Source organism: Flavobacterium anhuiense (assembly GCF_900101855.1).
Classification (GTDB): domain Bacteria; phylum Bacteroidota; class Bacteroidia; order Flavobacteriales; family Flavobacteriaceae; genus Flavobacterium; species Flavobacterium anhuiense.
Map to the genome: position 1 here is coordinate 584,433 of NZ_FMVC01000004.1, position 20,848 is coordinate 605,280.

The 20,848-nt window shown below is 33.7% G+C and carries 22 protein-coding genes; 10 read left to right on the forward strand and 12 right to left on the reverse strand.

The features are described 5' to 3' along the window. Positions 1-29: 29 nt before the first annotated feature. A complete protein-coding gene (locus BLP44_RS13645; RefSeq protein ID WP_091133655.1) occupies positions 30-908 on the reverse strand; it encodes a PPK2 family polyphosphate kinase in 879 nt (292 codons plus the stop codon). A gap of 247 nt (positions 909-1,155) precedes the next feature. Between BLP44_RS13645 and BLP44_RS13650 the strand changes: the two genes are divergently transcribed. The 9 genes from BLP44_RS13650 to BLP44_RS13690 all read left to right on the forward strand — a co-directional run bounded on the left by BLP44_RS13650 (position 1,156) and on the right by BLP44_RS13690 (position 9,274). Continuing rightward, the gene (locus BLP44_RS13650) at positions 1,156-1,629 is read left to right on the forward strand and encodes a hypothetical protein (protein ID WP_091133658.1); all 474 of its coding nucleotides are present in this window, start codon (positions 1,156-1,158) and stop codon (positions 1,627-1,629) included. Positions 1,630-1,637: 8 nt separating this feature from the next. Further along, positions 1,638-2,474, forward strand: coding sequence for a DUF6929 family protein (locus BLP44_RS13655; RefSeq protein ID WP_066033769.1), 837 nt, complete (start codon positions 1,638-1,640; stop codon positions 2,472-2,474). 109 nt (positions 2,475-2,583) lie between these two features. Next, positions 2,584-3,261 (forward strand): hypothetical protein, encoded by a 678-nt coding sequence (locus BLP44_RS13660; RefSeq protein ID WP_091133660.1) that lies wholly within the window; start codon positions 2,584-2,586, stop codon positions 3,259-3,261. Positions 3,262-3,452: 191 nt separating this feature from the next. Next, a complete protein-coding gene (locus BLP44_RS13665) occupies positions 3,453-3,953 on the forward strand; it encodes an RNA polymerase sigma factor (RefSeq protein WP_008468024.1) in 501 nt (166 codons plus the stop codon). Between the two features lie 2 nt (positions 3,954-3,955). Beyond that, entirely contained in the window at positions 3,956-4,921 is a 966-nt protein-coding gene (locus tag BLP44_RS13670) for a hypothetical protein (RefSeq protein WP_091133662.1), read from the forward strand. A gap of 79 nt (positions 4,922-5,000) precedes the next feature. Next, entirely contained in the window at positions 5,001-7,166 is a 2,166-nt protein-coding gene (locus BLP44_RS13675; RefSeq protein ID WP_091133664.1) for a vWA domain-containing protein, read from the forward strand. Between the two features lie 53 nt (positions 7,167-7,219). Then, complete coding sequence (locus BLP44_RS13680) at positions 7,220-7,807, forward strand: LURP-one-related family protein (protein WP_091133666.1); 588 nt, start codon at positions 7,220-7,222, stop codon at positions 7,805-7,807. Between the two features lie 113 nt (positions 7,808-7,920). Next, complete coding sequence (locus tag BLP44_RS13685; RefSeq protein WP_008468019.1) at positions 7,921-8,637, forward strand: 3-ketoacyl-ACP reductase; 717 nt, start codon at positions 7,921-7,923, stop codon at positions 8,635-8,637. A 130-nt stretch (positions 8,638-8,767) separates the two neighbouring features. After that, positions 8,768-9,274: a hypothetical protein gene (locus tag BLP44_RS13690; RefSeq protein ID WP_091133669.1), complete on the forward strand. Its 507-nt coding sequence runs from the start codon at positions 8,768-8,770 to the stop codon at positions 9,272-9,274. A 148-nt stretch (positions 9,275-9,422) separates the two neighbouring features. Here BLP44_RS13690 and mtaB read toward each other — a convergent pair whose 3' ends face one another. After that, positions 9,423-10,757, reverse strand: coding sequence for a tRNA (N(6)-L-threonylcarbamoyladenosine(37)-C(2))-methylthiotransferase MtaB (mtaB, locus tag BLP44_RS13695; protein ID WP_091133671.1), 1,335 nt, complete (start codon positions 10,755-10,757; stop codon positions 9,423-9,425). 487 nt (positions 10,758-11,244) lie between these two features. Here mtaB and BLP44_RS13700 point away from each other — a divergent pair, with 487 nt between their 5' ends. Continuing rightward, complete coding sequence (locus BLP44_RS13700; RefSeq protein ID WP_008468013.1) at positions 11,245-11,769, forward strand: hypothetical protein; 525 nt, start codon at positions 11,245-11,247, stop codon at positions 11,767-11,769. A gap of 67 nt (positions 11,770-11,836) precedes the next feature. On the opposite strand, the gene BLP44_RS13705 is transcribed toward BLP44_RS13700, so the two are convergent. The 10 genes from BLP44_RS13705 to BLP44_RS13750 all read right to left on the reverse strand — a co-directional run bounded on the left by BLP44_RS13705 (position 11,837) and on the right by BLP44_RS13750 (position 20,744). Then, positions 11,837-12,367, reverse strand: coding sequence for a GNAT family N-acetyltransferase (locus BLP44_RS13705; RefSeq protein ID WP_066033762.1), 531 nt, complete (start codon positions 12,365-12,367; stop codon positions 11,837-11,839). A gap of 6 nt (positions 12,368-12,373) precedes the next feature. Next, entirely contained in the window at positions 12,374-13,177 is an 804-nt protein-coding gene (locus BLP44_RS13710; protein ID WP_091133673.1) for a Cof-type HAD-IIB family hydrolase, read from the reverse strand. Positions 13,178-13,248: 71 nt separating this feature from the next. After that, positions 13,249-13,467, reverse strand: coding sequence for a putative signal transducing protein (locus BLP44_RS13715; protein ID WP_091133675.1), 219 nt, complete (start codon positions 13,465-13,467; stop codon positions 13,249-13,251). Between the two features lie 13 nt (positions 13,468-13,480). Then, on the reverse strand, positions 13,481-14,269 hold the full coding sequence (locus BLP44_RS13720; RefSeq protein ID WP_244511774.1) for an alpha/beta hydrolase: 789 nt from the start codon (positions 14,267-14,269) through the stop codon (positions 13,481-13,483). A gap of 109 nt (positions 14,270-14,378) precedes the next feature. Continuing rightward, positions 14,379-15,041 carry a DEAD/DEAH box helicase gene (locus BLP44_RS13725; protein WP_008468005.1) on the reverse strand — a complete coding sequence of 221 codons (663 nt, stop codon included), beginning with the start codon at positions 15,039-15,041 and terminating at the stop codon, positions 14,379-14,381. A gap of 98 nt (positions 15,042-15,139) precedes the next feature. Further along, positions 15,140-16,303, reverse strand: coding sequence for a sigma-54-dependent transcriptional regulator (locus tag BLP44_RS13730; RefSeq protein ID WP_008468003.1), 1,164 nt, complete (start codon positions 16,301-16,303; stop codon positions 15,140-15,142). 200 nt (positions 16,304-16,503) lie between these two features. Beyond that, on the reverse strand, positions 16,504-17,820 hold the full coding sequence (locus tag BLP44_RS13735) for an ABC transporter permease (RefSeq protein ID WP_091133680.1): 1,317 nt from the start codon (positions 17,818-17,820) through the stop codon (positions 16,504-16,506). A gap of 77 nt (positions 17,821-17,897) precedes the next feature. After that, positions 17,898-18,827: an ABC transporter ATP-binding protein gene (locus tag BLP44_RS13740; RefSeq protein ID WP_091133682.1), complete on the reverse strand. Its 930-nt coding sequence runs from the start codon at positions 18,825-18,827 to the stop codon at positions 17,898-17,900. 161 nt (positions 18,828-18,988) lie between these two features. Then, positions 18,989-20,095 (reverse strand): molecular chaperone DnaJ, encoded by a 1,107-nt coding sequence (gene dnaJ / locus BLP44_RS13745; protein ID WP_008467998.1) that lies wholly within the window; start codon positions 20,093-20,095, stop codon positions 18,989-18,991. Between the two features lie 70 nt (positions 20,096-20,165). Then, a complete protein-coding gene (locus BLP44_RS13750) occupies positions 20,166-20,744 on the reverse strand; it encodes a nucleotide exchange factor GrpE (RefSeq protein WP_008467996.1) in 579 nt (192 codons plus the stop codon). Positions 20,745-20,848: the final 104 nt, after the last annotated feature.

Here is a 20,848-nt window from a genome sequence, read left to right on the forward strand (position 1 = left end):
CTAATTGACAAATTATCTTAATTCTCTAATTATTTCTCTCCTAATTCTTTCTTATACAACTCAATATTTATTGCTGTTTTTTCGTCTAGTTCTGGTTCTTTAATATCGGTGTGTTTCTTCATTTCTTCCCAGATAATTTTAGCTACAATATAACGCGACATTTCTTTGTCATCGGCTGGAACAATGTACCATGGCGCATGAGCTGTAGAAGTTTTATTTATCGCATCCTCATAATACTTCATATATTCATCCCAATATCCACGCTCTTTCAAGTCTCCAGGCGAAAATTTCCAATTGTGTTTTTCTTCTTCCAAACGACGCAATAAACGCTGGCGCTGTTCTTCTTTGCTCAAATGCAAATAGAATTTCATTACGATTGTTCCGTTTTGGCAAATGTGTTTTTCAAAATTATTAATCTGTTCAATCCTGTTTTTCCAAAATTCGGTTGTAATATCATCTACAGAATCAATTCCTGGCAAGTTTTCAGCCAGCACATATTCAGGATGCACACGCGTTACCAAAACATTTTCATAATGTGTTCTATTAAAAATGGCAAACTTCCCTTTTTCTGGAAGTGCAATATAGTGACGCCATAAATAGTCATGCTCCAGTTCTGTAGAAGTCGGTGTCTTAAAACTATGCACCACAACCCCACGCGGATTAAACTCCTTAAAAACTTCTCGAATCAAACTATCCTTTCCCGAAGTATCCATTCCTTGCAGGCAAATCAAAACGCTGTATTTGTTGTGCGCATACATTACGTCTTGCAAATCGCTCAATTTGGCTTGAACTTTATCTAGTTTTTCATCTTTTTCGTCATCATCTGCATCTACTTTTAATAAAGTTGGAAGTTTACTTAACTTGATTTTATTTGTAACTTTAAAATCTTTCGGGTCTATTGATTTCATATTTTCGAATTTTGTATCATAAATATAGTAATTTTACGAAGCAAATTCCTGCTATTCATTGCAATACTTTTCAATAAATTGCTTTTTTCCAAGCCACAACAAGAGCTTCCTTCGGTCGCTTTGTTCTGTCAGGAAAAAATGCCATTTCTTTTCAAAGTATTTCTCCCGAAGCTTCGGGACTATCAGGGCTAGGCAGTTATTTTCAAAACAACATTCATCTATAATTTTTAGATTTTATATTTAGATAATGAAAAAAAGCTTTGTAATACTACTACTTTTATTAGGAATTCAAGGTTTCTGTCAAAATGAAATCGATTCTCTTGAAGATCAAATACGTGTTGAGATTTTTGGAAAATGTTTCTCGCAGCTAAAACCACTTCCCGAAGTTAAAAATACAGCCAAATTAAACAAAATACCATTTTGCAGTTTGTATCAGTGCGTTCGTTATGTACAGTATGTAGAATACGAAGAGAAAATACAAAATGCGATTTTAAAAAGAGCAGTTGAAATTGCTGCATTGCTTTATAAAAACGAAACTCCAATATATTTGATAAGCGGAATGAATAGTTCGGATAAAGCATTGATGAAAAATATTAACTTAAAAGATGATGATAAATTAGTATATATAAGTGTTGCCGAATGCATTTCATCTAGTACCTTGGACAGAATTCAAGAAGTTGTAAATAATGAAACTACAAGACTTATAAATCTAAAAAAATAACTCTTTTCATGGAAAAATTCACATTAGAAATATTATTTCAAATCATCGGAATCGGCTCGGCATCGGGATTATTTTACAATAATGACGCGCTTTATGTAATTGGCGACAACAGCGGATTTCTTTACGAATACAATATGCAAAATCAGCAACTGAATCAGCATGCTTTAATTGACAATCCAACGCAGAATATTCCGAAAAACTTAAAACCCGATTTTGAGTCACTTACACATCATAACGATACACTTTATGTTTTTGGTTCTGGTTCAACCGAAAACCGAAACAAAATGATTGAATTTGATTTGAAATCGAAAACCGTTTTACAAAAAAACAATTTAGTCGATCTGTATGCCGTAATGCAGAATTTCGGAGAAATTAAACCAGAAGATTTTAATCTAGAAGGTGCTATTTTTGATGGCGAAAACTGGTATTTATTCAATCGCGGAAATGGCGTTTCAAACAAAAACACCATTTTTACGATTCACGCCAAAAATCTAGGAGAAGAATTTGCTCTAATTTCTGTTAATTACAAACTGCCAAAAATAAAAGGCGTTCGTTCTAGTTTTACCGATGCTGTTTTGGTCGACGATAAAATCTATTTCCTCTCAACTGCCGAAGACACCAAATCGACTTATGATGACGGAGAAATTCTAGGAAGTTTCATCGGAAGAATTGATGTAAAAACCATGAAAATAGATTTTACTCAAAAAATTACCTCAACCAATAAATTTGAAGGTCTGACTTTCTATAAAAAAGAAAACAACAAAATCGAATTTTTGCTTTGCGAAGATAATGATACAGAAGTTTTAGAAACGAAGATTTATAAATTGACTTTGCCGATTAAATAAAACTTAGCGAATCTCTCTGTCGCTTTGTGAATCTTTGCGAAAGAGCTATTACACAAAGATTCACAAAGGTATTCGCATAGAAACACAAAGGTTAAAAATACTCCCTTAAATGAAACAACTCTACAGAATTATATTCATCCTATTTTTTATCAGCCTTAAAATTTATTCTCAAAAGCAAGAAGCCATAATCTATTTTAAAGACGGAGATTCTATTGAAGGATACGCTTATCTCAAATTCAATAAAATAAAATTTAAGGTTGCTCTAGAAGACAAACCCGATACTTGGGACGAAGAATTTGTAAAAAGAATTAAATTCGTTGATTTTGGTTTTTCAAGAACTTTCGAATATGTAAAATTAAATTCTTTGGACAAACCCAAATTGGTAGAAATCATTACTAAAGGAGAGGCAACCTTATATAAAAAACTTGGATCAGATTTTAGCCTTGCTGATAAAATTTATAATCCATACGACGACCGTCCTACAAGTTCTGGAGGTGCAAACTTAAATCCAGACTTTAAATCCCAAGTAAATTCAGATATGCAACTACAGTCATCTTATCCTTATGGGAATTTACCAGACCCTTCCGTATTTTATTATGTCAAAAAACAAAAAGACAAATATCCAACATGTTTAAACTGCGGGATTGTAAACTCATGGCGAAAAAACACTTCGAAAGTTTTTGCTGACTGCGATTTTATCGTAAAAAAACTAAAAAGCGACAAATGGATTTTCGAAGACATTAAAGAAATTGTAGAATTTTATAATGATGTTTGCTTAGGAGAATAATTACGATAAGAAGCAGAGCAGTGCGTCTCTATAATAAACCTTTGTAACTTGTAGCTTTGTAACTTTGTCCCTTAAAAAAAATATTTTAATATTTTTTTCACCCCCGTCCCAACCTTTTTATCTTTTTTACTCTCTATACAAGAAAGACAACAATTGTGATAAACGAGACTCAAATAGCAAACTGTAAAAAAATGCACCGAGATGCCCAGCGTCAGGTGTACGAATACATGGCGCCAAAGTTGTACCGCCTTTGCAAAAGATATTTAAAAAAGGAAGAGGAAATCGAAGAAGCTTTGGCCGATTCTTTCTTTACTATTTTCACCAAACTAGAACAGTTAAAAGAAGCTTATGCTTTTGAAGCTTGGGCAAGACGCATAACTGTAAATCATTGTTTGGCGACGATTAGAAAAGAAACCAACTTTAATATGTATTTAGATGATGTGAAACTGCTTTCGCAGCCTTCTGTCGACGAACTGAATACATTGGAAGAAGAAGATTTACTTAATTTATTAAATCATATTCCTGACGGCTGTAAAACTGTGTTTAACCTTTTTGTCATTGAAGGTTTCTCACACAAAGAAATAGCCGAAATGCTGAAGATTTCTGAAGGCACCTCAAAATCACAATTGAATGCCGCTAAGACCAAACTGAAAGAACTGGTTAATAAACTGTATTATCAAAAAGCAAAATAGTCATGGACAATCAAGATAAATTATTCGATAAAATAAAAGAAGCTGCGCAAAAAGCCGAGTTTCAAGGCTTTCCAGGAATGGAAAAAGTCTGGGCGCGCGTAGAAGAAAAACTGGACAAAAAAGAAGATAAAAAAACAATTGCATTATGGAAAAAAATCGCGGTTGCCGCTTCTCTTCTATTATTGCTTTCTCTAGGCTTTCAGTTTTTACATTCTAATAAAGAAACTGTAACAGAAATTCCAAAAGTAGTTTTGGAAGAAAAAGAAGCAAAACAGCCTCAAACTGAAGAGCCAATTGTAAAACAAAATGATGCAACTTCTTTAGGAATAGTTTCAAACGAAGAAGCAGTTAAAATTTTAGACAATCAGACTAAAAATAAAGAACGAGTTGCGGTTCAAGAAATAACGATTCCAAAATCAGAACCTGTTTTATCTGCACCAGCTCCGAGTATTGCGGCAGAAACTGTCGTTTCTGAAAATGCGCCTCTTAAAAGTGAATCTTATGAGGAAGAAAATAACTTCGTTTCAAAAAAAGAAGTAACTCCAGAAATGGGTTATTCAAGTTATCCTCAAAGAGAATCTGCAAAAGTTGCTTACGCTGCAACGCCAACGCAAAAAGCAAAAAAGAACGTACCTTTAGTGATTCTTAACGGAAACGCAATGGCTCATAGCGACGACGTAAAAAAAGATAAAATGGTGCGAGATGAGCTTCCAAATCTAAATCCAGAAAATGTAGATTCTCTTGTTGTCCTTGATGAACCTTTGTACATTATTGATGGAATTTACTATTCTGAAAATGATTTGTTTGGCAAAAACCCGACTAGTCCGTATGCACCTTTAGATAAACAAGACATTAAAACCGTAACTATTTTGCAAGACCTTGAAGCTACCGAAAAATATGGCGAAAGAGGTAAAAAGGGAGTTGTTATAATCACTACAAAAAACGGAAAACCGGCTCCGAAAAAATAATCGGTCCACAATAAAACTTTGTCAAAGTTTCAAACTTTGACAAAGTTAAATCTCAACATTAATTCTAAAACTTATTATCATGAAAAGTCTAAAACTTATTTCATCAGCCATTGCTATGGTTATATGTTTCGTAACCATAGCACAAGAAAGAACTATTTCTGGAATCGTTTCAGATGAAACAAAACAGCCACTTCCAGGTGTAACCGTTTTCAATCAGACATCAAAAAAAAATGTTGCAACTGATTTTGATGGAAAATATAGCATTCAAGCTAAAACTGGAGACATGCTAGTTTTCTCTTATATTGGATACAAAAACCAAAATCAAAAGGTTCAAAACTCAAATACGATTAATATAAAACTACTTCCAGATAATCAGACCTTAAGCGAAGTTGTAGTTTTGGGTTATGGCGTAAGCAGTTCAGAATATGAAGACCGAAGCTATGCTCGTGCTGAAAGAAGAAGAGAGAAAAAAGATGCAGCACAGGCACTTAAAGGAAAAGTTGCAGGAATTCAAGTTCAAAATTCTATGGGATATTCTGCTATGCCAAGCCCGACTGTTTCTATTCGCGCAAATGAATCAGTTTCTCCAAAAAGTGAACCTATGTATATTATTGACGGAGTTCCTGCAAAAGCCAATCAAATGGCAAAAATAAATCCGAATGATATTGATAATGTTTCGGTTTTAAAAGATCAAGCCGCGACTTCAATTTATGGCAGTAAAGCTTCGAATGGTGTTGTGGTAATTTCAACCAAAAATGAAATCTACAAAAATCTTTCTGAAAAAGAACTGGATAAAAAATTAAATATTATGCCAATTCCGACAGAACCAACTCAGGAAGATTATGATGCTTTTATAGAAAATGCTTTTGAAAGTCCAAAAACAGCGCCTCTTTCTACATTTTCTATAGATGTTGATAATGCTTCGTATACCAATATCAGACGTTTTTTAAACAATGGCCAGCAAGTTCCAAAAGACGCGGTTCGTGTAGAAGAAATGGTTAATTTCTTTAAATATACTTATCCACAGCCAAAAAATGAGCATCCGTTTTCTATCAATACAGAAGTAAGCGATTCTCCTTGGAATAAGAATAATAAAATCCTTAAAATTGGCTTACAAGGAAAGAATATTCCAACAAACGATTTACCTGCTTCTAATCTTGTTTTCTTGATTGATGTTTCGGGTTCGATGAGCGACATGAATAAACTGCCTTTATTAAAACAATCAATGAAAATTTTAGTAAACGAATTACGTGCAAAAGATAAAGTAGCGATTGTGGTTTATGCGGGCGCTGCAGGAATGGTTTTGCCTCCAACTTCTGGAGATGAGAAAAAAACGATTATCGACGTTTTGGACAAATTACAATCTGGCGGAAGTACAGCCGGAGGCGCAGGAATTGAATTGGCTTATAAAACTGCAACAGAAAATTTTATTAAAGGTGGAAACAATCGTGTGATTCTTGCAACTGACGGAGATTTTAATGTGGGAAGTTCTTCTAATTCTGATATGGAAAAATTGATTGAAGAAAAAAGAAAAACAGGTGTTTTCTTGACTTGTCTGGGTTACGGAATGGGAAATTATAAAGACAGTAAAATGGAAATCTTGGCCGATAAAGGAAACGGAAATTATGCTTACATTGACAACATTCAGGAAGCGAATCGCTTTTTAGGAAAAGAATTCAAGGGTTCGATGTTTGCTATCGCGAAAGATGTAAAAATCCAGATCGAGTTCAATCCGAAGCAAGTTCAAGCGTATCGTTTGATTGGTTATGAAAACAGAAAATTACGTCCAGAAGATTTCAAAAATGATGCTATTGATGCTGGCGAATTAGGAAGCAATCATACTGTGACGGCTTTGTATGAAATTATTCCAACTGGTGTAAAAAGTGATTATTTAGCTGAACAGCCTGATCCTTTAAAATATACTAAAACCGAAACCAATTCAAACAATTACAGCAACGAATTGGCAACGATAAAATTCCGTTACAAAAAACCTGATGGCGATAAAAGCATCGAAATGGTTCAGGTAATCGAGAATAAATCGGTTGCTTTGGATAAAGCGAGTGATGACATGAAGTTTAGTTCTGCCGTAGCTTGGTTCGGATTAAAATTGAGAGATTCAAAATTAATTGCCGACAAGTCTTCTGAAGAAATTGTAAAACTAGCAAAACAAGGAAATTCTAACGACAGCGAAGGTTACAAAGCAGAATTTATTCGTTTGGTTGAAACTTCTAAGCAGTATAATTAATAAATATTGTATTACATTTGCAGCTTTATTTTCAAAACTTATTTTACACACGTATGAATCCTATTTTAAGCCAAAATCTATTTTTAGTAAAAGAACATATTGGAATGTTCAAAGCCGCAAACAATTACGATATATATCATCCAGAAACGAATCAAATCATCATGAACTGCCGAGAGAACAATCTTGGATTCTTCACAAAAGTATTTCGTTTTACAGATTATAAAAGAGCAACTCCATTTAATGTTGAAATTACAACTGCTTCTGGAGAAAAATTAATTACAGTAAGAAGAGGCGTTGCCATTTTTAGATCGACCGTTGAAGTATTAGACGAGAAAGATCGCTTAGTTGGCACTTTCAAACAAAAATTTTTCTCAATCGGCGGAAGATTTGAAATTTTAGATAAAAATGAAAAACCTGTTGCAACGCTTCAAGGAAAATGGACTGGTTGGGATTTCAAATTCTCACATGAAAACAAGCAATTGGCACAAGTAAGTAAAAAATGGGCAGGATTAGGAAAAGAATTTTTTACAAGTGCCGACAATTATGTTCTTCAAATTGATGAAACAGTTGCTGCTGACAGTCCGTTGAGACAGTTAATTTTAGGAGCTGTCATGTGTATCGACATGGTTCTAAAAGAATAAAAAAAGTTGTTAAACTTAGATTAAGAATACCTTTTAAAGCATCATTTTAGTCTTCAAAAGCTTATTTTTGTAAGACTTAAAATGATGCTTTCTGCATTTCTAAAAACACAATCATGACCGACTTAAAAAATAGAAACGCCTTTATTACAGGCGCAGGAAAAGGAATTGGAAAAGCTGTTGCCATTGCTTTGGCAAAAGAAGGTGTAAACCTGATTTTGGTTTCAAGAACTCAAAATGATATTGATCAGCTTGCTGCCGAAACCGCAAAACTTGGCGTAAAAACGTTGGCGCTGTCTGCCGATGTTTCTGACATTAATTCTATCAATTCTGCCGTTGAAAAAGCTATTGCTGAATTTAAACACATCGATATTTTAATCAATAGTGCTGGAATTGCTTCTTTTGGAAAATTCTTAGAGTTGGAGCCAGAAGCTTGGGAAAGAATCATTCAGGTAAATTTAATGGGAACGTATTACACTACGCGTGCCATTATCCCGAATATGATCGAAAGACAAACTGGAGACATTATCAATATTTCTTCAACTGCAGGATTAAACGGAAACGCATTGACAAGTGCTTACAGCGCATCTAAGTTTGCTGTTTTAGGTTTAACTGATTCTTTAATGCAGGAAATGAGAAAACACAATATTCGTGTTACAGCTCTAACGCCAAGTACTGTGGCAACTGACATGGCAAAAGATTTAAACTTAACTGACGGAAACCCAGAAAAAGTAATGCAGTCTGAAGATATGGCAGATTTAATTATTGCACAGTTAAAATTAAACCGAAGAGTGTTTATCAAAAACAGCAGTATTTGGTCTACTAATCCTTAAAAAATTAAATTCCATCCCGATAGCTATCGGGATGAAATTCCAAATTCCAATCTCATAGCATTTGGAGTTTGGGATTTGATTTTTGGAGTTTAGTGTTTGGAATTTAATTATTGGAATTTAAAAAAACATGATGGAACAATATTTAAGACAATTGGTCGAAATAGAATTTCAGGATAAAAAAGAAATCTTCAGCGGGTTTTTAATTGATTATTCCGATGAATGGATTTTGCTTCGAAATAACCCTGTAGATTTTGTTTTGGATGGTTTTGTTATCCTGAGAAATAAAAATATTGAAGCCGTAAACCGAGATCATGATCTGGCTTTTACAGAAAAAGTAATTCGTTTGAAGGGATTAAAAACAAATTCTGATGATATTATCCCAATCAAAGATTTAGCTTCAATTATTAAGTACGTTTCAGAGAAATACGGTATTTTTCAAATTGCCAAAAAATCATCTAAATCTGCCTATTTAGGAAAATTAATAGAATTGAATGACGAAGAATTGACTATTAATTTCTTAGACACAAGAGGTCAATTTGGCGGAGAATTAGGATTTAATCCCGAAAAAATTCGAGTTATTGAGTTTGACACTGATTATATTAATTCTTTGAAATTGGTTGTTCAGGATAATGAATAATATATAAAACAGAAAAGCCTCTAATAAGAGGCTTTTTTGTCATTCCGAGGAACGAGGAATCACACTAGTAATTTCGTATGCTATAATTGCCAATTTTTGTCGAGTTTCGAGTGTGATTCCTCGTTCCTCGGAATGACAAACTTTATCTTTAAGCTTCCGCCAGTTTATTCAAAAACTCAATGCGAACACTTCCGTCTTCATCAATCTTAGTCAAATTGATATCTTGAAGCGTATTTACCAATTCTGGATTCCATGGTGTTTTTACTTTCACATAGTTTTCAGTAAATCCATGAATGTATCCTTCTTTATTTTCACTTTCAAAAAGTACAGTTCTGTTGGTTCCTAATTGGCTTTCGTAAAAAGCTCTGCGTTTTTTAACTGATAAACCGCGAAGCATTTTACTGCGTTTAGCGCGAACATTTGAAGGAACTACGCCTTCCATTTCTGCTGCTTCCGTATTATCTCTTTCAGAGTACGTAAAAACGTGTAAATATGAAATATCTAAATCATTTAAGAAATGATACGTTTCTAAGAAATGCTCGTCTGTTTCTCCAGGAAAACCAACAATTACATCTACACCAATGCAAGCGTGAGGCATTACTTCACGAATTTTAGCAACACGATCTGTATAAACTTCACGTAAATAACGGCGTTTCATTAATTTCAAAATATCATTGCTTCCTGATTGCAGCGGAATATGAAAATGCGGTACAAAAGTTCGGCTTTTAGAAACAAATTCAATTGTTTCGTTTTTCAATAAATTTGGTTCGATAGACGAAATTCTTAAACGTTCGATTCCTTCTACTTTGTCTAAAGCCTGAACTAAATCTAGAAAAGTATGTTCGTGTTTTTTGTTTCCGAACTCCCCTTTTCCATAATCACCGATATTTACACCAGTTAAAACAATTTCACGAATATTCTGTGCAGAAATTTCTTTGGCATTTTTTAATACATTTTCTAAAGCATCACTTCTCGAAATTCCTCTTGCCAACGGAATTGTACAATAGGTACATTTATAATCGCAACCATCTTGAACTTTCAAAAATGCTCTTGTACGATCTCCAATAGAATAACTTCCTACGTAGAAATCAGCTTCGGCAATTTCGCACGAGTGCACTTCACCCATATCATTTTTGCTCAAATCATGGATATAGTCTGTGATTTTGAATTTTTCTGTAGCGCCCAAAACCAAATCAACTCCGTCAACTGCAGCCAATTCTTCTGGCTTCAATTGCGCATAACAGCCAACAGCGGCAACAAAAGCTTTATCGTTCAGCTTCATGGCTTTTTTGACAACCTGTTTAAATTGTTTATCGGCATTTTCTGTTACAGAGCAGGTATTAATCACATAGATATCTGCAACATCTTCAAAATCGACGCGGTCAAAACCCTCGTCATTAAAACTTCTGGCGATTGTAGAGGTTTCTGAAAAATTCAGTTTACAACCCAGAGTGTAAAAGGCAACTTTTTTTCTATTTTCCATAATTTGTCTTAAATTAATGAAATCGTTGTCAAAAAATTTAAGGCTGCAAATTTACAAACAATATTCATCAAAAGAAAGCGATTAATGCACTTCCAATCAATAATTTGCGCTAATATTAATTTAGAAACATTCAAAAGTTAATCTTTTTTACCTTTATTTTACAAAATACAAGACCTTCGTTTTTTAGATTTTAGTATTCAGATAAGAATAAAATGACAAAATAATCGACTAAATGCAAGTTTTACCGATTAAATACATTTTTTTCTATTTTAAATTCAAAATTTCTTACATTTACCATTGTTATGCATCATGTTGCCAATAAATTCATATTAAAGAATTTTAGTACCCTTTAATTAATTTAATAATAATTCGGGCATAACAATTTTGAATTTTACTCGTTATGTTGTTGTTTTGTGTTACAAAATGAAATGGGAAAGCCGAAAACCAAAGAGAGTAGGCAAAATTATAATAACAAATACCACGCTTTATGAAAGCATTTTTACCCACAATCTGCTTGATGTTCTTAACCTTATTTAGTTCGCAAGCGCAAACTAATGCCCCTGCTGCAAATGCAAATCCATTTCCTACTATTAGTACATTGACGACTTGGGCAAGCTTTAACTCACAACAGCAATTTGACGTTGCTATTCGTGCAGTTGGGTTTAAGTTTGAAGTTAAAGAACCAGGTGAAGGATCTACAGCTTATACCTACATTCGTAAAGTAACTGTTAACGATGTAAACTATACGGATAGAATTGTATACAGAATTACCAATAATAATTCTGCAAGTATTATTTCTTTAGTAACCGCTTCTACTGACTTGGTTAGTTTATACACTCCACAATTAGCAAGTTTTAAAAACAACAACTGTAAAACTGAAATGTCTAAAGACAAAAATACAACGTGCAGCTGTTACGAAAGTGCAAATTTTGCAATCGATCTTTGCGATGAGCGTGTAAAATTAACTATGGGTGACGGAAATAAATATTTTGTTTCTGTAGCTAAAAAATAATTATAACTCTGATTTGTTTCCAAATCTTTACTGACTTTTAAGTATGTAAAGATTTGGAACACATTTCTTAGTTGGAGTTTGGATTCTTAAGTTCGTACCAAACTTCTAATTCTTCTTGATATTCGAAAGAATTCACAAAATGGAAACCTAGTTTTTCTAAAATCTTTCTAGAATTTTCGTTTCCAGCATCTGCATAAGCATAAAGCACTTCTACTTTCATTTCGTTAAAAGCACGATCAACAAAAGCTTTTCCTGCTTCTGTTGCATACCCTTTTCCCCAATGTTTTTCGATAAAACGATATCCTAACTCATAAAAGTTTTTGTGGTTATTGATTTCGTCTGTAATAAACTTAATTCCAGACCAGCCAATAAATTCGTTCGTTTCTTTCAAAACAACTGCCCATCGGCCTGTTCCATGATCTTTATATTGTTTTTGAACAAACTTGATATATTCAATGCTTTCTTCAATATGTTTTACGGGTCTATTCCCTACAAATAAATGCACGTTTGGATTAGAATCCAATTCGTACATTCCTTCTGCATCAGAAAGTTCAAGTTCCCGTAAAATCAGGCGTTCCGTTTCAATAGGCTTTTTCATCTTAGTTTAGTTTAAAATATAACGTGTTACTACTTCAGCAACACCATCATCATTATTTGAAGCTACGATTAAATCTGCTTTGTCACGCAATTCTGGCGTTACATTATCAACCCAAACTCCTAAACCGGCATATTCGATCATAGTTAAGTCATTTCCGGCATTACCTACGGCGATAATTTCGCTTTGGTGAATTCCTAATTTATCAGCCAAAAACTTCAGACTTGCCGCTTTATCAATGCCTTGTTGCGCCGCTTCTAAGAAAAATGGTTTTGACATCGAAACGCTTAAATGAGGCATAGCTTCTTTTAAATCATTTTCTAGCGTTCTCAAATACGCTGGATCTTGAAGCAAGATACATTTAACCGCTGGTCTGTCTACATAATCTTTAAAGCTTGACACTTTATGATGCGCCATTCCAGTAATTTCTTTTTCTACTTCTATAAATTCAGAATCCGTTTCGCTGATAATTTCGTCATCCAAATAGGTAATTATGTGCGTATTTTTCTTTACGCTATAATCATATAACGCATGAATTTGTTCTACAATCAATTTCTGTTCAAACAAAACCAAATCGTCTTTAACACGACTAATTATTGCTCCATTAAACGAAATCATATACGAATCGTTTACATCGAGTTCCAGCTCTTTAGCATAAGCCGTCATAGCTGTAGTTGGTCTTCCCGAAGCCAGAACCACATAAACGCCTTTTGCTTGTGCTTCTAATATTACTTTTTTATTTAAATCTGAAATTCTATGATCATCTGTCAACAAGGTATCATCCATGTCGAGCACTAACATTTTGTATTGCATTTTTTTATAGTTTGCAGTCTCAGTCTCAGTTTTCAGTTTGTATTGTGACTGAAAACTGAGACTGAAAACTCTTAAAGACTCATTCTAAATTCTTCAATAACGGGATTTGCTTTTGCAAAATCAGTTTCCTGAATAAAAACCTCAACTGCCAAATCTGTCTGTCCAAAACCTCCCAAACGAGCCGATTGAATATTATCTTTTTTAACTGTTTCGACTCCAGCTTCTTCTAATCTTTCTTGCAAAGCAATTGCTAATACTTCACTTCCCGAAAACACTTTCATTAATCCCATAGTATTCTTTATTTTATTCTAATATTACTTTTAATTGTCTTTGAAAATCTTCATTTTCGTTAACGCCAATGTGTTCTTGGTTTTTTAATGGATAAAAATAAGCATTTGATTTTAAAAGCTTTTTTAACCTTATCGAATTTTCAACAGGGATTAACTGATCGTTAGTTCCATGAAAAATATAAATTGGGCACTTTATTTTTGGAAGATATTCATTGGTTTCCAAACTAAACTTCTTCATGAAATCAGGAAAAAAAGGAACTCTTGAGCTTGATAATTCCAAAAAATTATAATACGGCGCCTGAAGAATCAATGCTTTTGCTTTATTTTCTAAAGCCAATTTTGTCGCAAAACCAGAACCTATAGAATAGCCTGCAATTATAATTTTATCCTCAGAATATCTTTTTGAAATACTTTTATATACAATTGATATATCTTCAGTTAATTGCTCTTCATTCTCAATTTCACCTTCACTTTTACCGAAGCTTCTATAATCTAAAATAAAAATATCATAGCCCTGAGAGGTATAAACTTTTGCAATCTTCCCCCAAGTTTCTAACGTCCCTGCATTTCCATGAAGATAAAAAATAAGCCCTTTAGAATTTTCTGCCTTGAACAACAATCCATTTAAGACAGCTCCATCAAATGATTTTATATTTATTTCTTCAAATTTCTGCTGATAATCAAACTTATAATCTTTTGGCAATCTCGATGCATGAAAAACTAACTCAACTTGATTAAAATATACATAGGAAATTATCAAAACGTAAATAACAAGAAAAAAACACAAAAGTACTATTGACAAGAATTTGAACGTTTTTAAAATCTCCATAAATTAGTTTGCAGTTAAGTTTTAAGTAAAAGTGGCAGTTCACATTTTGCTGTAAACTGCCACTGTATACTGTGACTATATATTATTCCTCTTCAATATCATCCTCTTCTTCATCAAGCTCCTCTTCACCCTCTTCATCCATATCAAATAAATAAGGTTCAATCATGATTTTGTCTGCCAAAATTTCAATTCGTTCTGTTAGAGTTTCAGTAAAAATAATTCGCTGTACTTTGGCAATACTGTTTGAAATACGAGTGATTTTAGCATCGTGACGCAATTTCAAAATCGGATCGGCATCGTCAATAATAAACATTTTAAGACGATTTACGTTGTAACCCGCCGTACTGAACATGTCATTCAATTTCGTTGGCGTACCAATTAAAACATCAATTCCGGTAGAAACGTAATTTTTATCATAATCCATATCTCCTTTGTCGTGCACGCCGTAAACCTCTAGATTAGCATATTTTCCTAATTTCTCAAAAAGGTCAACCATAGCGGTCATTTTCTCTTTATCCTCAACAATGATCAAAGCACGAGGCGATTCTTCTGTTTTTCCCGCCAATTGCTGAATTACATTCAATACAATTGTAGTCGTTTTTCCGCTTCCTTTTGGCGAAACAATTACACAGTCTGCGCCACTTTTTATGGTCGAAAAAGTTTCCATCTGCAAAGCATTGGCTTCCGTCAGACCATTTTCAATTAAACCGTCTTGTAATTTCTCGTTTATCTTTTTTAATTTCATTTTTTTATGCTTTAGGCTTTAAGCTTTATGCTATAAGCTAAAATATTATATTTTTAAAAGCCTAAAGCCTATAGCTTAAAGCTTATTGCGCGAAGCATTTATTTGCTAGCGAACATTTTTACATCTGTTTCAGAAATTTCGTTTCCTCCCAAAATGATTAATCTTTCTACCACATTTCGAAGTTCGCGAATGTTTCCTGTCCAGTCATATTCCTGTAATAATTTTATGGCTTGCGCCGAAAATGACTTAACCGCATTTCCTTGTTCCGAAGCTATTTTCTCTGTAAAATGAGAAATCAAAGCTGGAATATCATCACGTCTTTCATTCAATGGCGGAACTTTTATTAAAATTACAGCCAAACGATGATATAAATCTTCACGGAAACGGCCTTCGGCAATTTCTGTTTTTAAATCTTTATTGGTTGCGGCAACGACACGAACATCCACTTTTATGTCTTTATCGGCACCTACTCTAGTAATCATATTTTCTTGAAGCGCACGCAAAACTTTTGCTTGCGCCGAAAGGCTCATATCTCCAATTTCATCCAAAAAAATAGTTCCTTTGTCAGCAGCTTCAAACTTTCCAGCACGATCTTTCACAGCAGATGTAAAAGCACCTTTTACGTGTCCGAACAATTCGCTTTCGATCAATTCGCTCGGAATTGCAGCACAGTTTACTTCAATCAAAGGAAAACTAGAACGCTCGCTTTTTTCGTGCAATTGATGCGCCACTAATTCTTTTCCAGTTCCGTTTGGACCTGTAATTAAAACTCTGGCTTCGGTTGGAGCCACTTTATCAATCATCAATTTTATATGATTAATCGATTCGCTGTCACCAATCATTTCGTAGTTTTTACTGACTTTTTTCTTTAGAATTTTATTTTCAACTACTAATTGTTTTTTATCTAAAGCATTACGAACTGTATTCAGCAAACGATTCAAATCTGGCGGTTTCGAAATATAATCAAAAGCTCCTAGACGCATGGTTTGAATAGCCGTTTCCATGTCGCCGTGCCCCGAAATCATAACCATTGGGATTTCTGGTTTTATCTTTTTTACTTCTTCTAAAACCTCAACACCGTCCATTTTTGGCATTTTGATATCGCACAAAACCAAATCGTAATCGTTGTTTTTTATTTTTTCAAGTCCCGCAACACCGTCTTCTGCTTCATCAACCTGATACGAATCATTTTCTTCTGATAAAATTTTTACCAAAACTCTTCTGATTGCTGCTTCGTCTTCTACAATTAGTATTTTACTCATTCTTTTTCTAAGGTTCAAAGTTGCAAAGTTACAGAGTGACAAAGTTTAAAATCCTTGTCGCTATGCTACCTATTAACCTGTTATTAGTAATATCTCTTTTATGCTTCAATACACAATCTTAAAGTCGCTTTTGTAAGTTATACAAAATTCAAAAAAAACTTTGAACCTTTGCCACTCTGTAACTTTGCAACTTTAAAGAACTAGTACTTCAGCCACTTATACAATTCCTTCCAGGTTGGTTTTTTACCGTACATCAAAATACCGATTCGGTAAATTTTTGCGGCGAACCAAACCACAAGGAAAAATGTTGCAAACAATAATGATACCGAAATTGCTATTTGCCACCATGGAACGCCAAACGGAATACGCATTAGCATTACAATTGGCGAAGTAAGCGGAATCATTGAAAATACAACGGCCACAGTTCCGTGCGGATCATTAACAACGGTAAAAAATCCGATGTATACACTTAAAATTAAAGGCATTAATATTGGAAGCAAAAACTGCTGAGAATCGGTTTGATTATCAACGGCTGCTCCAATTGCCGCATAAAATGAGCTATACAAAAAATATCCTCCAATAAAATAAATCACAAATCCGATTATAATACTTGCAATTGGCAGATTCCATAATTCGGCAATATACATTTGCGCTGAACCTGAAAATTCATGCTGAGCCGTTTGCATCATTTCTGGAGAAATTCTAGCCGTTGGACCAACATTTACGCCAAAGAATGCCGAAGCGGCAAACATTAATCCTAAACCGATAATTGCCCAAATTATAAATTGCAGAATTCCTGCTAAAGAAGTCCCTACAATTTTACCAATCATTAATTGGAATGGCTTTACAGATGAAATAATGATTTCGATAATACGGTTTGTTTTTTCTTCGATTACACTTCGCATTACCATATTTCCGTAAATGATAATAAACATCATAATTAGGTAACCAAATGCACCGCCAATTCCTATTTTAATTTCATTTAATCCTTTTAAACTCTCTTCTCCAGAGGCTTTCACTAAATGAATATTTACATCTGACTGTGCTTTCTGAATAGCCAGAGTATCTAGTTTTGCTTCTTCTAGATTTAGTTTTGTGATTTTATTTCCGATAATATCCTGAGTGTTTTCAATAAAAGAAATACTAGGGCTGTTATTGGAAATAAATTCAATTTTACTTTCTAAATCTTTTTTATTTTCGGTTTTCGGAATAACAATTAATCCGCTGAAATTTTCTTTTGTAATACTATCCTTTAAGGCTTTTACATCAATTTCAGACAGATTGAGATATTTAAATTCTGCACCTTTTCTGTTTTCCTTTAAAAAATCTGAAGCAAAAAGTCCAGTTTCATCATGAATCGCAATTCTTTTCGTTTCTGCTTTCATGGTACTTAAATAACCAATAAAAACAGCAATAGCCACAAATAAAAGCGGACTCAAGAAAGTCATGACAACAAAAGATTTATTGCGGACTTTAGCAATAAATTCTCTTTTTATAATCAACGAGATAATACTCATAAATAATTAATTTTCAAATTTTAAATTCCAAATCCCAATTTATAAGCTTGGAATTTGGAATTTCTATATTGGAATTTTTAAATTTTGTTTTCAGTAACCGTTTGGATAAAAATATCGTTTATGCTTGGAATTTTTTCAACGAAGTGCGTTACTTGTCCGCGTTGCGTTAAAACATTCAACAATTCGTTTGGAGAAGCATTTCCGATCTGAATATTTAATTTTAAATCATCATTCAAAGATTTAAAACTAGCTGGAGAAACAGTAAATTTTTGTGTAATGTCATACATTAATCCTTCAACATTATTGGTCAAAATTCCAACCTCGAAACTGTTTGTTCTAAACTGACGTTTTACATCAACCACTTTTCCTTCTATCAGTTTATTAGATTTATGAATCAAAGCAATATTTTCACAAAGTTCTTCTACGCTTTCCATTCTATGAGTCGAAAAAATAATGGTTGAACCTTGTTCTTTTAAAGCCAAAATTTCGTCTTTAATAATATTGGCATTTACGGGATCAAATCCAGAAAATGGCTCATCTAAAATCAGCAATTTTGGTTTATGCAAAACGCAAACCACAAACTGAATTTTTTGCGCCATTCCTTTAGAAAGCTCCTGAATTTTTTTATTCCACCAACCTTGAATTCCCAAACGGTCAAACCAATAATCCAGTTGTTTTTTGGCTTCAGCTTTAGAAAGTCCTTTCATTTGCGCCAGATACAGACATTGTTCACCTACTTTCATTGAACTGTACAAACCTCGTTCTTCTGGAAGATAGCCAATAGTCTGCACATGTTTTGGCTGTAACTTTTCTCCATCCAAAATTACTTCACCGCTGTCAGGCATTGTAATCTGGTTTATGATTCTGATAAGGGAAGTTTTTCCTGCTCCATTCGGACCTAATAGCCCATATATACTGCCTTTTGGCACATTTAATGAAACTTCGTTAAGTGCTACATAGTCGCCATATTTTTTTATGACTTTATGTACTTCTAGTAAGTTACTCATGTTATTTTTAAGGATTTACTGCGTTGCTTCTCCCATTACGGTTCAGCGACTGTAAAAGTAAATAATTACTAGCGAATCTGTGTCATATTACGCAAAAAACCCATTCTATTTTATGCTAGAATGGGTTTTTGATTATTTATAGTATTTTAAAAAAGTTAAGATTATGAGAACATATCTTTTACTTTCTCAAAAAATGATTTCTCTGATTTTTCTGGACTTGGAGCAAAGTGCTCGTCTGTTAAAGCATTTTCAAAGAATTGTTTTTGTTCTTTATTTAATGTTTTTGGAGTCCAAACATTTACGTGAACCAATAAATCTCCGCTTCCGTAACCGTTTAAACTTGGAATTCCTTTTCCTTTCAATCTTAAGATTTTTCCAGATTGAATTCCTTCTTCCAGTTTAATGCGAACTTTTCCGTTGATTGCTTCAATATCTTTAGAAGCTCCCAAAACTGCTTCTGGGAAACTGATATATAAATCGTAGTGAACGTTTTCACCTTCACGCTTCAAGAATTCATGCTCAATTTCTTCAATAGCTACAATTAAATCTCCTGGAATACTGTTTCCTGGTGCATCGTTACCTTTATTAGCAACTTTCAACTGCATTCCGTCAACAACTCCTGCAGGAATTTTGATTGATACTGTTTCGTCTTCTTGAACCATTCCTTGAGCATCTGCCTCAGAAGGTTTTTTATCTAAAATCTGACCAGAACCTCCACAAGTAGGACAAGTAGATGCAGACTGCATTCTTCCTAAAATGGTATTGGTTACACGCATTACCTGACCTTGTCCGTTACAAGTGGTACAAGTTTTATACGTTACGCCTTTTGCCTGAACTTTACGTTTTACTTTTACTTTTTTCTCCACTCCATTTGCAATTTCCTCTAAAGTCAATTTTACTTTAATTCGAAGATTGCTTCCTTTCGCACGGCGAGGACCTCCGCCTCCGCCTCCGAAACCGCCAAATCCGCCACCAAAAATATCACCAAACTGGCTGAAAATATCATCCATGTTCATACCTCCGTGACCACCAAATCCGCCAGAACCATCAAATGCTTGATGACCATACTGATCGTATTTTGCTTTTTTCTGCGGATCACTTAAAACTTCATAAGCTTCTGCCGCCAATTTGAAGTTTTCTTCTGCCTCTTTGTCGCCTGGGTTTTTATCAGGGTGGTATTTTAAAGCACTTTTTCTATACGCTTTTTTAATTTCGGCAGCATCAGCATTTTTTGAAATGCCTAGTATTTCGTAAAAATCTTTTTTCATAATCAGGTTAAATTCCAAATCTTAAAATTCCAAAATCCAAAAAATACAATTGAAATTTTATTTGCATTTTTTAGTTTCCTACAACAACTTTAGGGTAACGAATAATTTTGTCGCCTAATTTGTATCCTTTTTCAATAACATCTACAACTTTCCCTTTTAATTTATCAGATGGTGCTGGAATTTGGGTAATTGCTTCAGCAATATCAGCATTGAAAGCATCTCCTGCCTGAATCTCAACTTGTTCTAAACCTTTAGAAACTAAAGTGCTTTTCAGTTTTTCATGGATCAACTCAACTCCTTTTTTCAAATTTTCATCCTCAGATTTGTTGATCTCTACAGTTGCTCTGTCAAAATCATCTAAAACTGGAAGCATTGCCAATAAAACTTCTTGGTTTGCAGTTTTAAATAATTCAAGACGTTCTTTTGAAGTTCTTTTTTTATAATTTTCAAATTCGGCGAATAATCTCAAAAACTTATCTTTTTCTTTGGCTAAGTCTTGAGCTAGTTGCTCCTCAACACTTAATTCTTCAACAATTAATTGCTCTCCATTGGCGTTAGTCTCTATCGTTGCGTCATCTAATTCCTGATCGAATTCTGTATTTTCCGTAGTCATATTGCTTTTATTTTTAAAAATATTTTTAAACTTCATTTTTTATTTCTTTGTTGGATTGCAAAAGTACTGCCAAATCTTATAAAATGTCAAATTGTCACTTTATTAATTATGAGACATTTAAAAAACGCAATCACATAGAA

Excerpts from the sequence above, each read along its gene's own strand:
- BLP44_RS13750 (WP_008467996.1), bottom strand. The coding sequence starts at position 20,744 with ATGAAGTTTAAAAATATTTTTAAAAATAAAAGCAATATGACTACGGAA.
- BLP44_RS13700 (WP_008468013.1), top strand. The coding sequence starts at position 11,245 with ATGAAAGCATTTTTACCCACAATCTGCTTGATGTTCTTAACCTTATTT.
- dnaJ (WP_008467998.1), bottom strand. The coding sequence starts at position 20,095 with ATGAAAAAAGATTTTTACGAAATACTAGGCATTTCAAAAAATGCTGAT.
- BLP44_RS13705 (WP_066033762.1), bottom strand. The coding sequence starts at position 12,367 with ATGAAAAAGCCTATTGAAACGGAACGCCTGATTTTACGGGAACTTGAA.
- BLP44_RS13725 (WP_008468005.1), bottom strand. The coding sequence starts at position 15,041 with ATGAAATTAAAAAAGATAAACGAGAAATTACAAGACGGTTTAATTGAA.
- BLP44_RS13715 (WP_091133675.1), bottom strand. The coding sequence starts at position 13,467 with ATGGGATTAATGAAAGTGTTTTCGGGAAGTGAAGTATTAGCAATTGCT.
- BLP44_RS13655 (WP_066033769.1), top strand. The coding sequence starts at position 1,638 with ATGGAAAAATTCACATTAGAAATATTATTTCAAATCATCGGAATCGGC.
- BLP44_RS13740 (WP_091133682.1), bottom strand. The coding sequence starts at position 18,827 with ATGAGTAACTTACTAGAAGTACATAAAGTCATAAAAAAATATGGCGAC.
- BLP44_RS13710 (WP_091133673.1), bottom strand. The coding sequence starts at position 13,177 with ATGCAATACAAAATGTTAGTGCTCGACATGGATGATACCTTGTTGACA.
- BLP44_RS13680 (WP_091133666.1), top strand. The coding sequence starts at position 7,220 with ATGAATCCTATTTTAAGCCAAAATCTATTTTTAGTAAAAGAACATATT.
- BLP44_RS13685 (WP_008468019.1), top strand. The coding sequence starts at position 7,921 with ATGACCGACTTAAAAAATAGAAACGCCTTTATTACAGGCGCAGGAAAA.
- mtaB (WP_091133671.1), bottom strand. The coding sequence starts at position 10,757 with ATGGAAAATAGAAAAAAAGTTGCCTTTTACACTCTGGGTTGTAAACTG.
- BLP44_RS13650 (WP_091133658.1), top strand. The coding sequence starts at position 1,156 with ATGAAAAAAAGCTTTGTAATACTACTACTTTTATTAGGAATTCAAGGT.
- BLP44_RS13730 (WP_008468003.1), bottom strand. The coding sequence starts at position 16,303 with ATGAGTAAAATACTAATTGTAGAAGACGAAGCAGCAATCAGAAGAGTT.
- BLP44_RS13665 (WP_008468024.1), top strand. The coding sequence starts at position 3,453 with ATGCACCGAGATGCCCAGCGTCAGGTGTACGAATACATGGCGCCAAAG.
- BLP44_RS13690 (WP_091133669.1), top strand. The coding sequence starts at position 8,768 with ATGGAACAATATTTAAGACAATTGGTCGAAATAGAATTTCAGGATAAA.
- BLP44_RS13670 (WP_091133662.1), top strand. The coding sequence starts at position 3,956 with ATGGACAATCAAGATAAATTATTCGATAAAATAAAAGAAGCTGCGCAA.
- BLP44_RS13735 (WP_091133680.1), bottom strand. The coding sequence starts at position 17,820 with ATGAGTATTATCTCGTTGATTATAAAAAGAGAATTTATTGCTAAAGTC.
- BLP44_RS13645 (WP_091133655.1), bottom strand. The coding sequence starts at position 908 with ATGAAATCAATAGACCCGAAAGATTTTAAAGTTACAAATAAAATCAAG.
- BLP44_RS13675 (WP_091133664.1), top strand. The coding sequence starts at position 5,001 with ATGAAAAGTCTAAAACTTATTTCATCAGCCATTGCTATGGTTATATGT.
- BLP44_RS13660 (WP_091133660.1), top strand. The coding sequence starts at position 2,584 with ATGAAACAACTCTACAGAATTATATTCATCCTATTTTTTATCAGCCTT.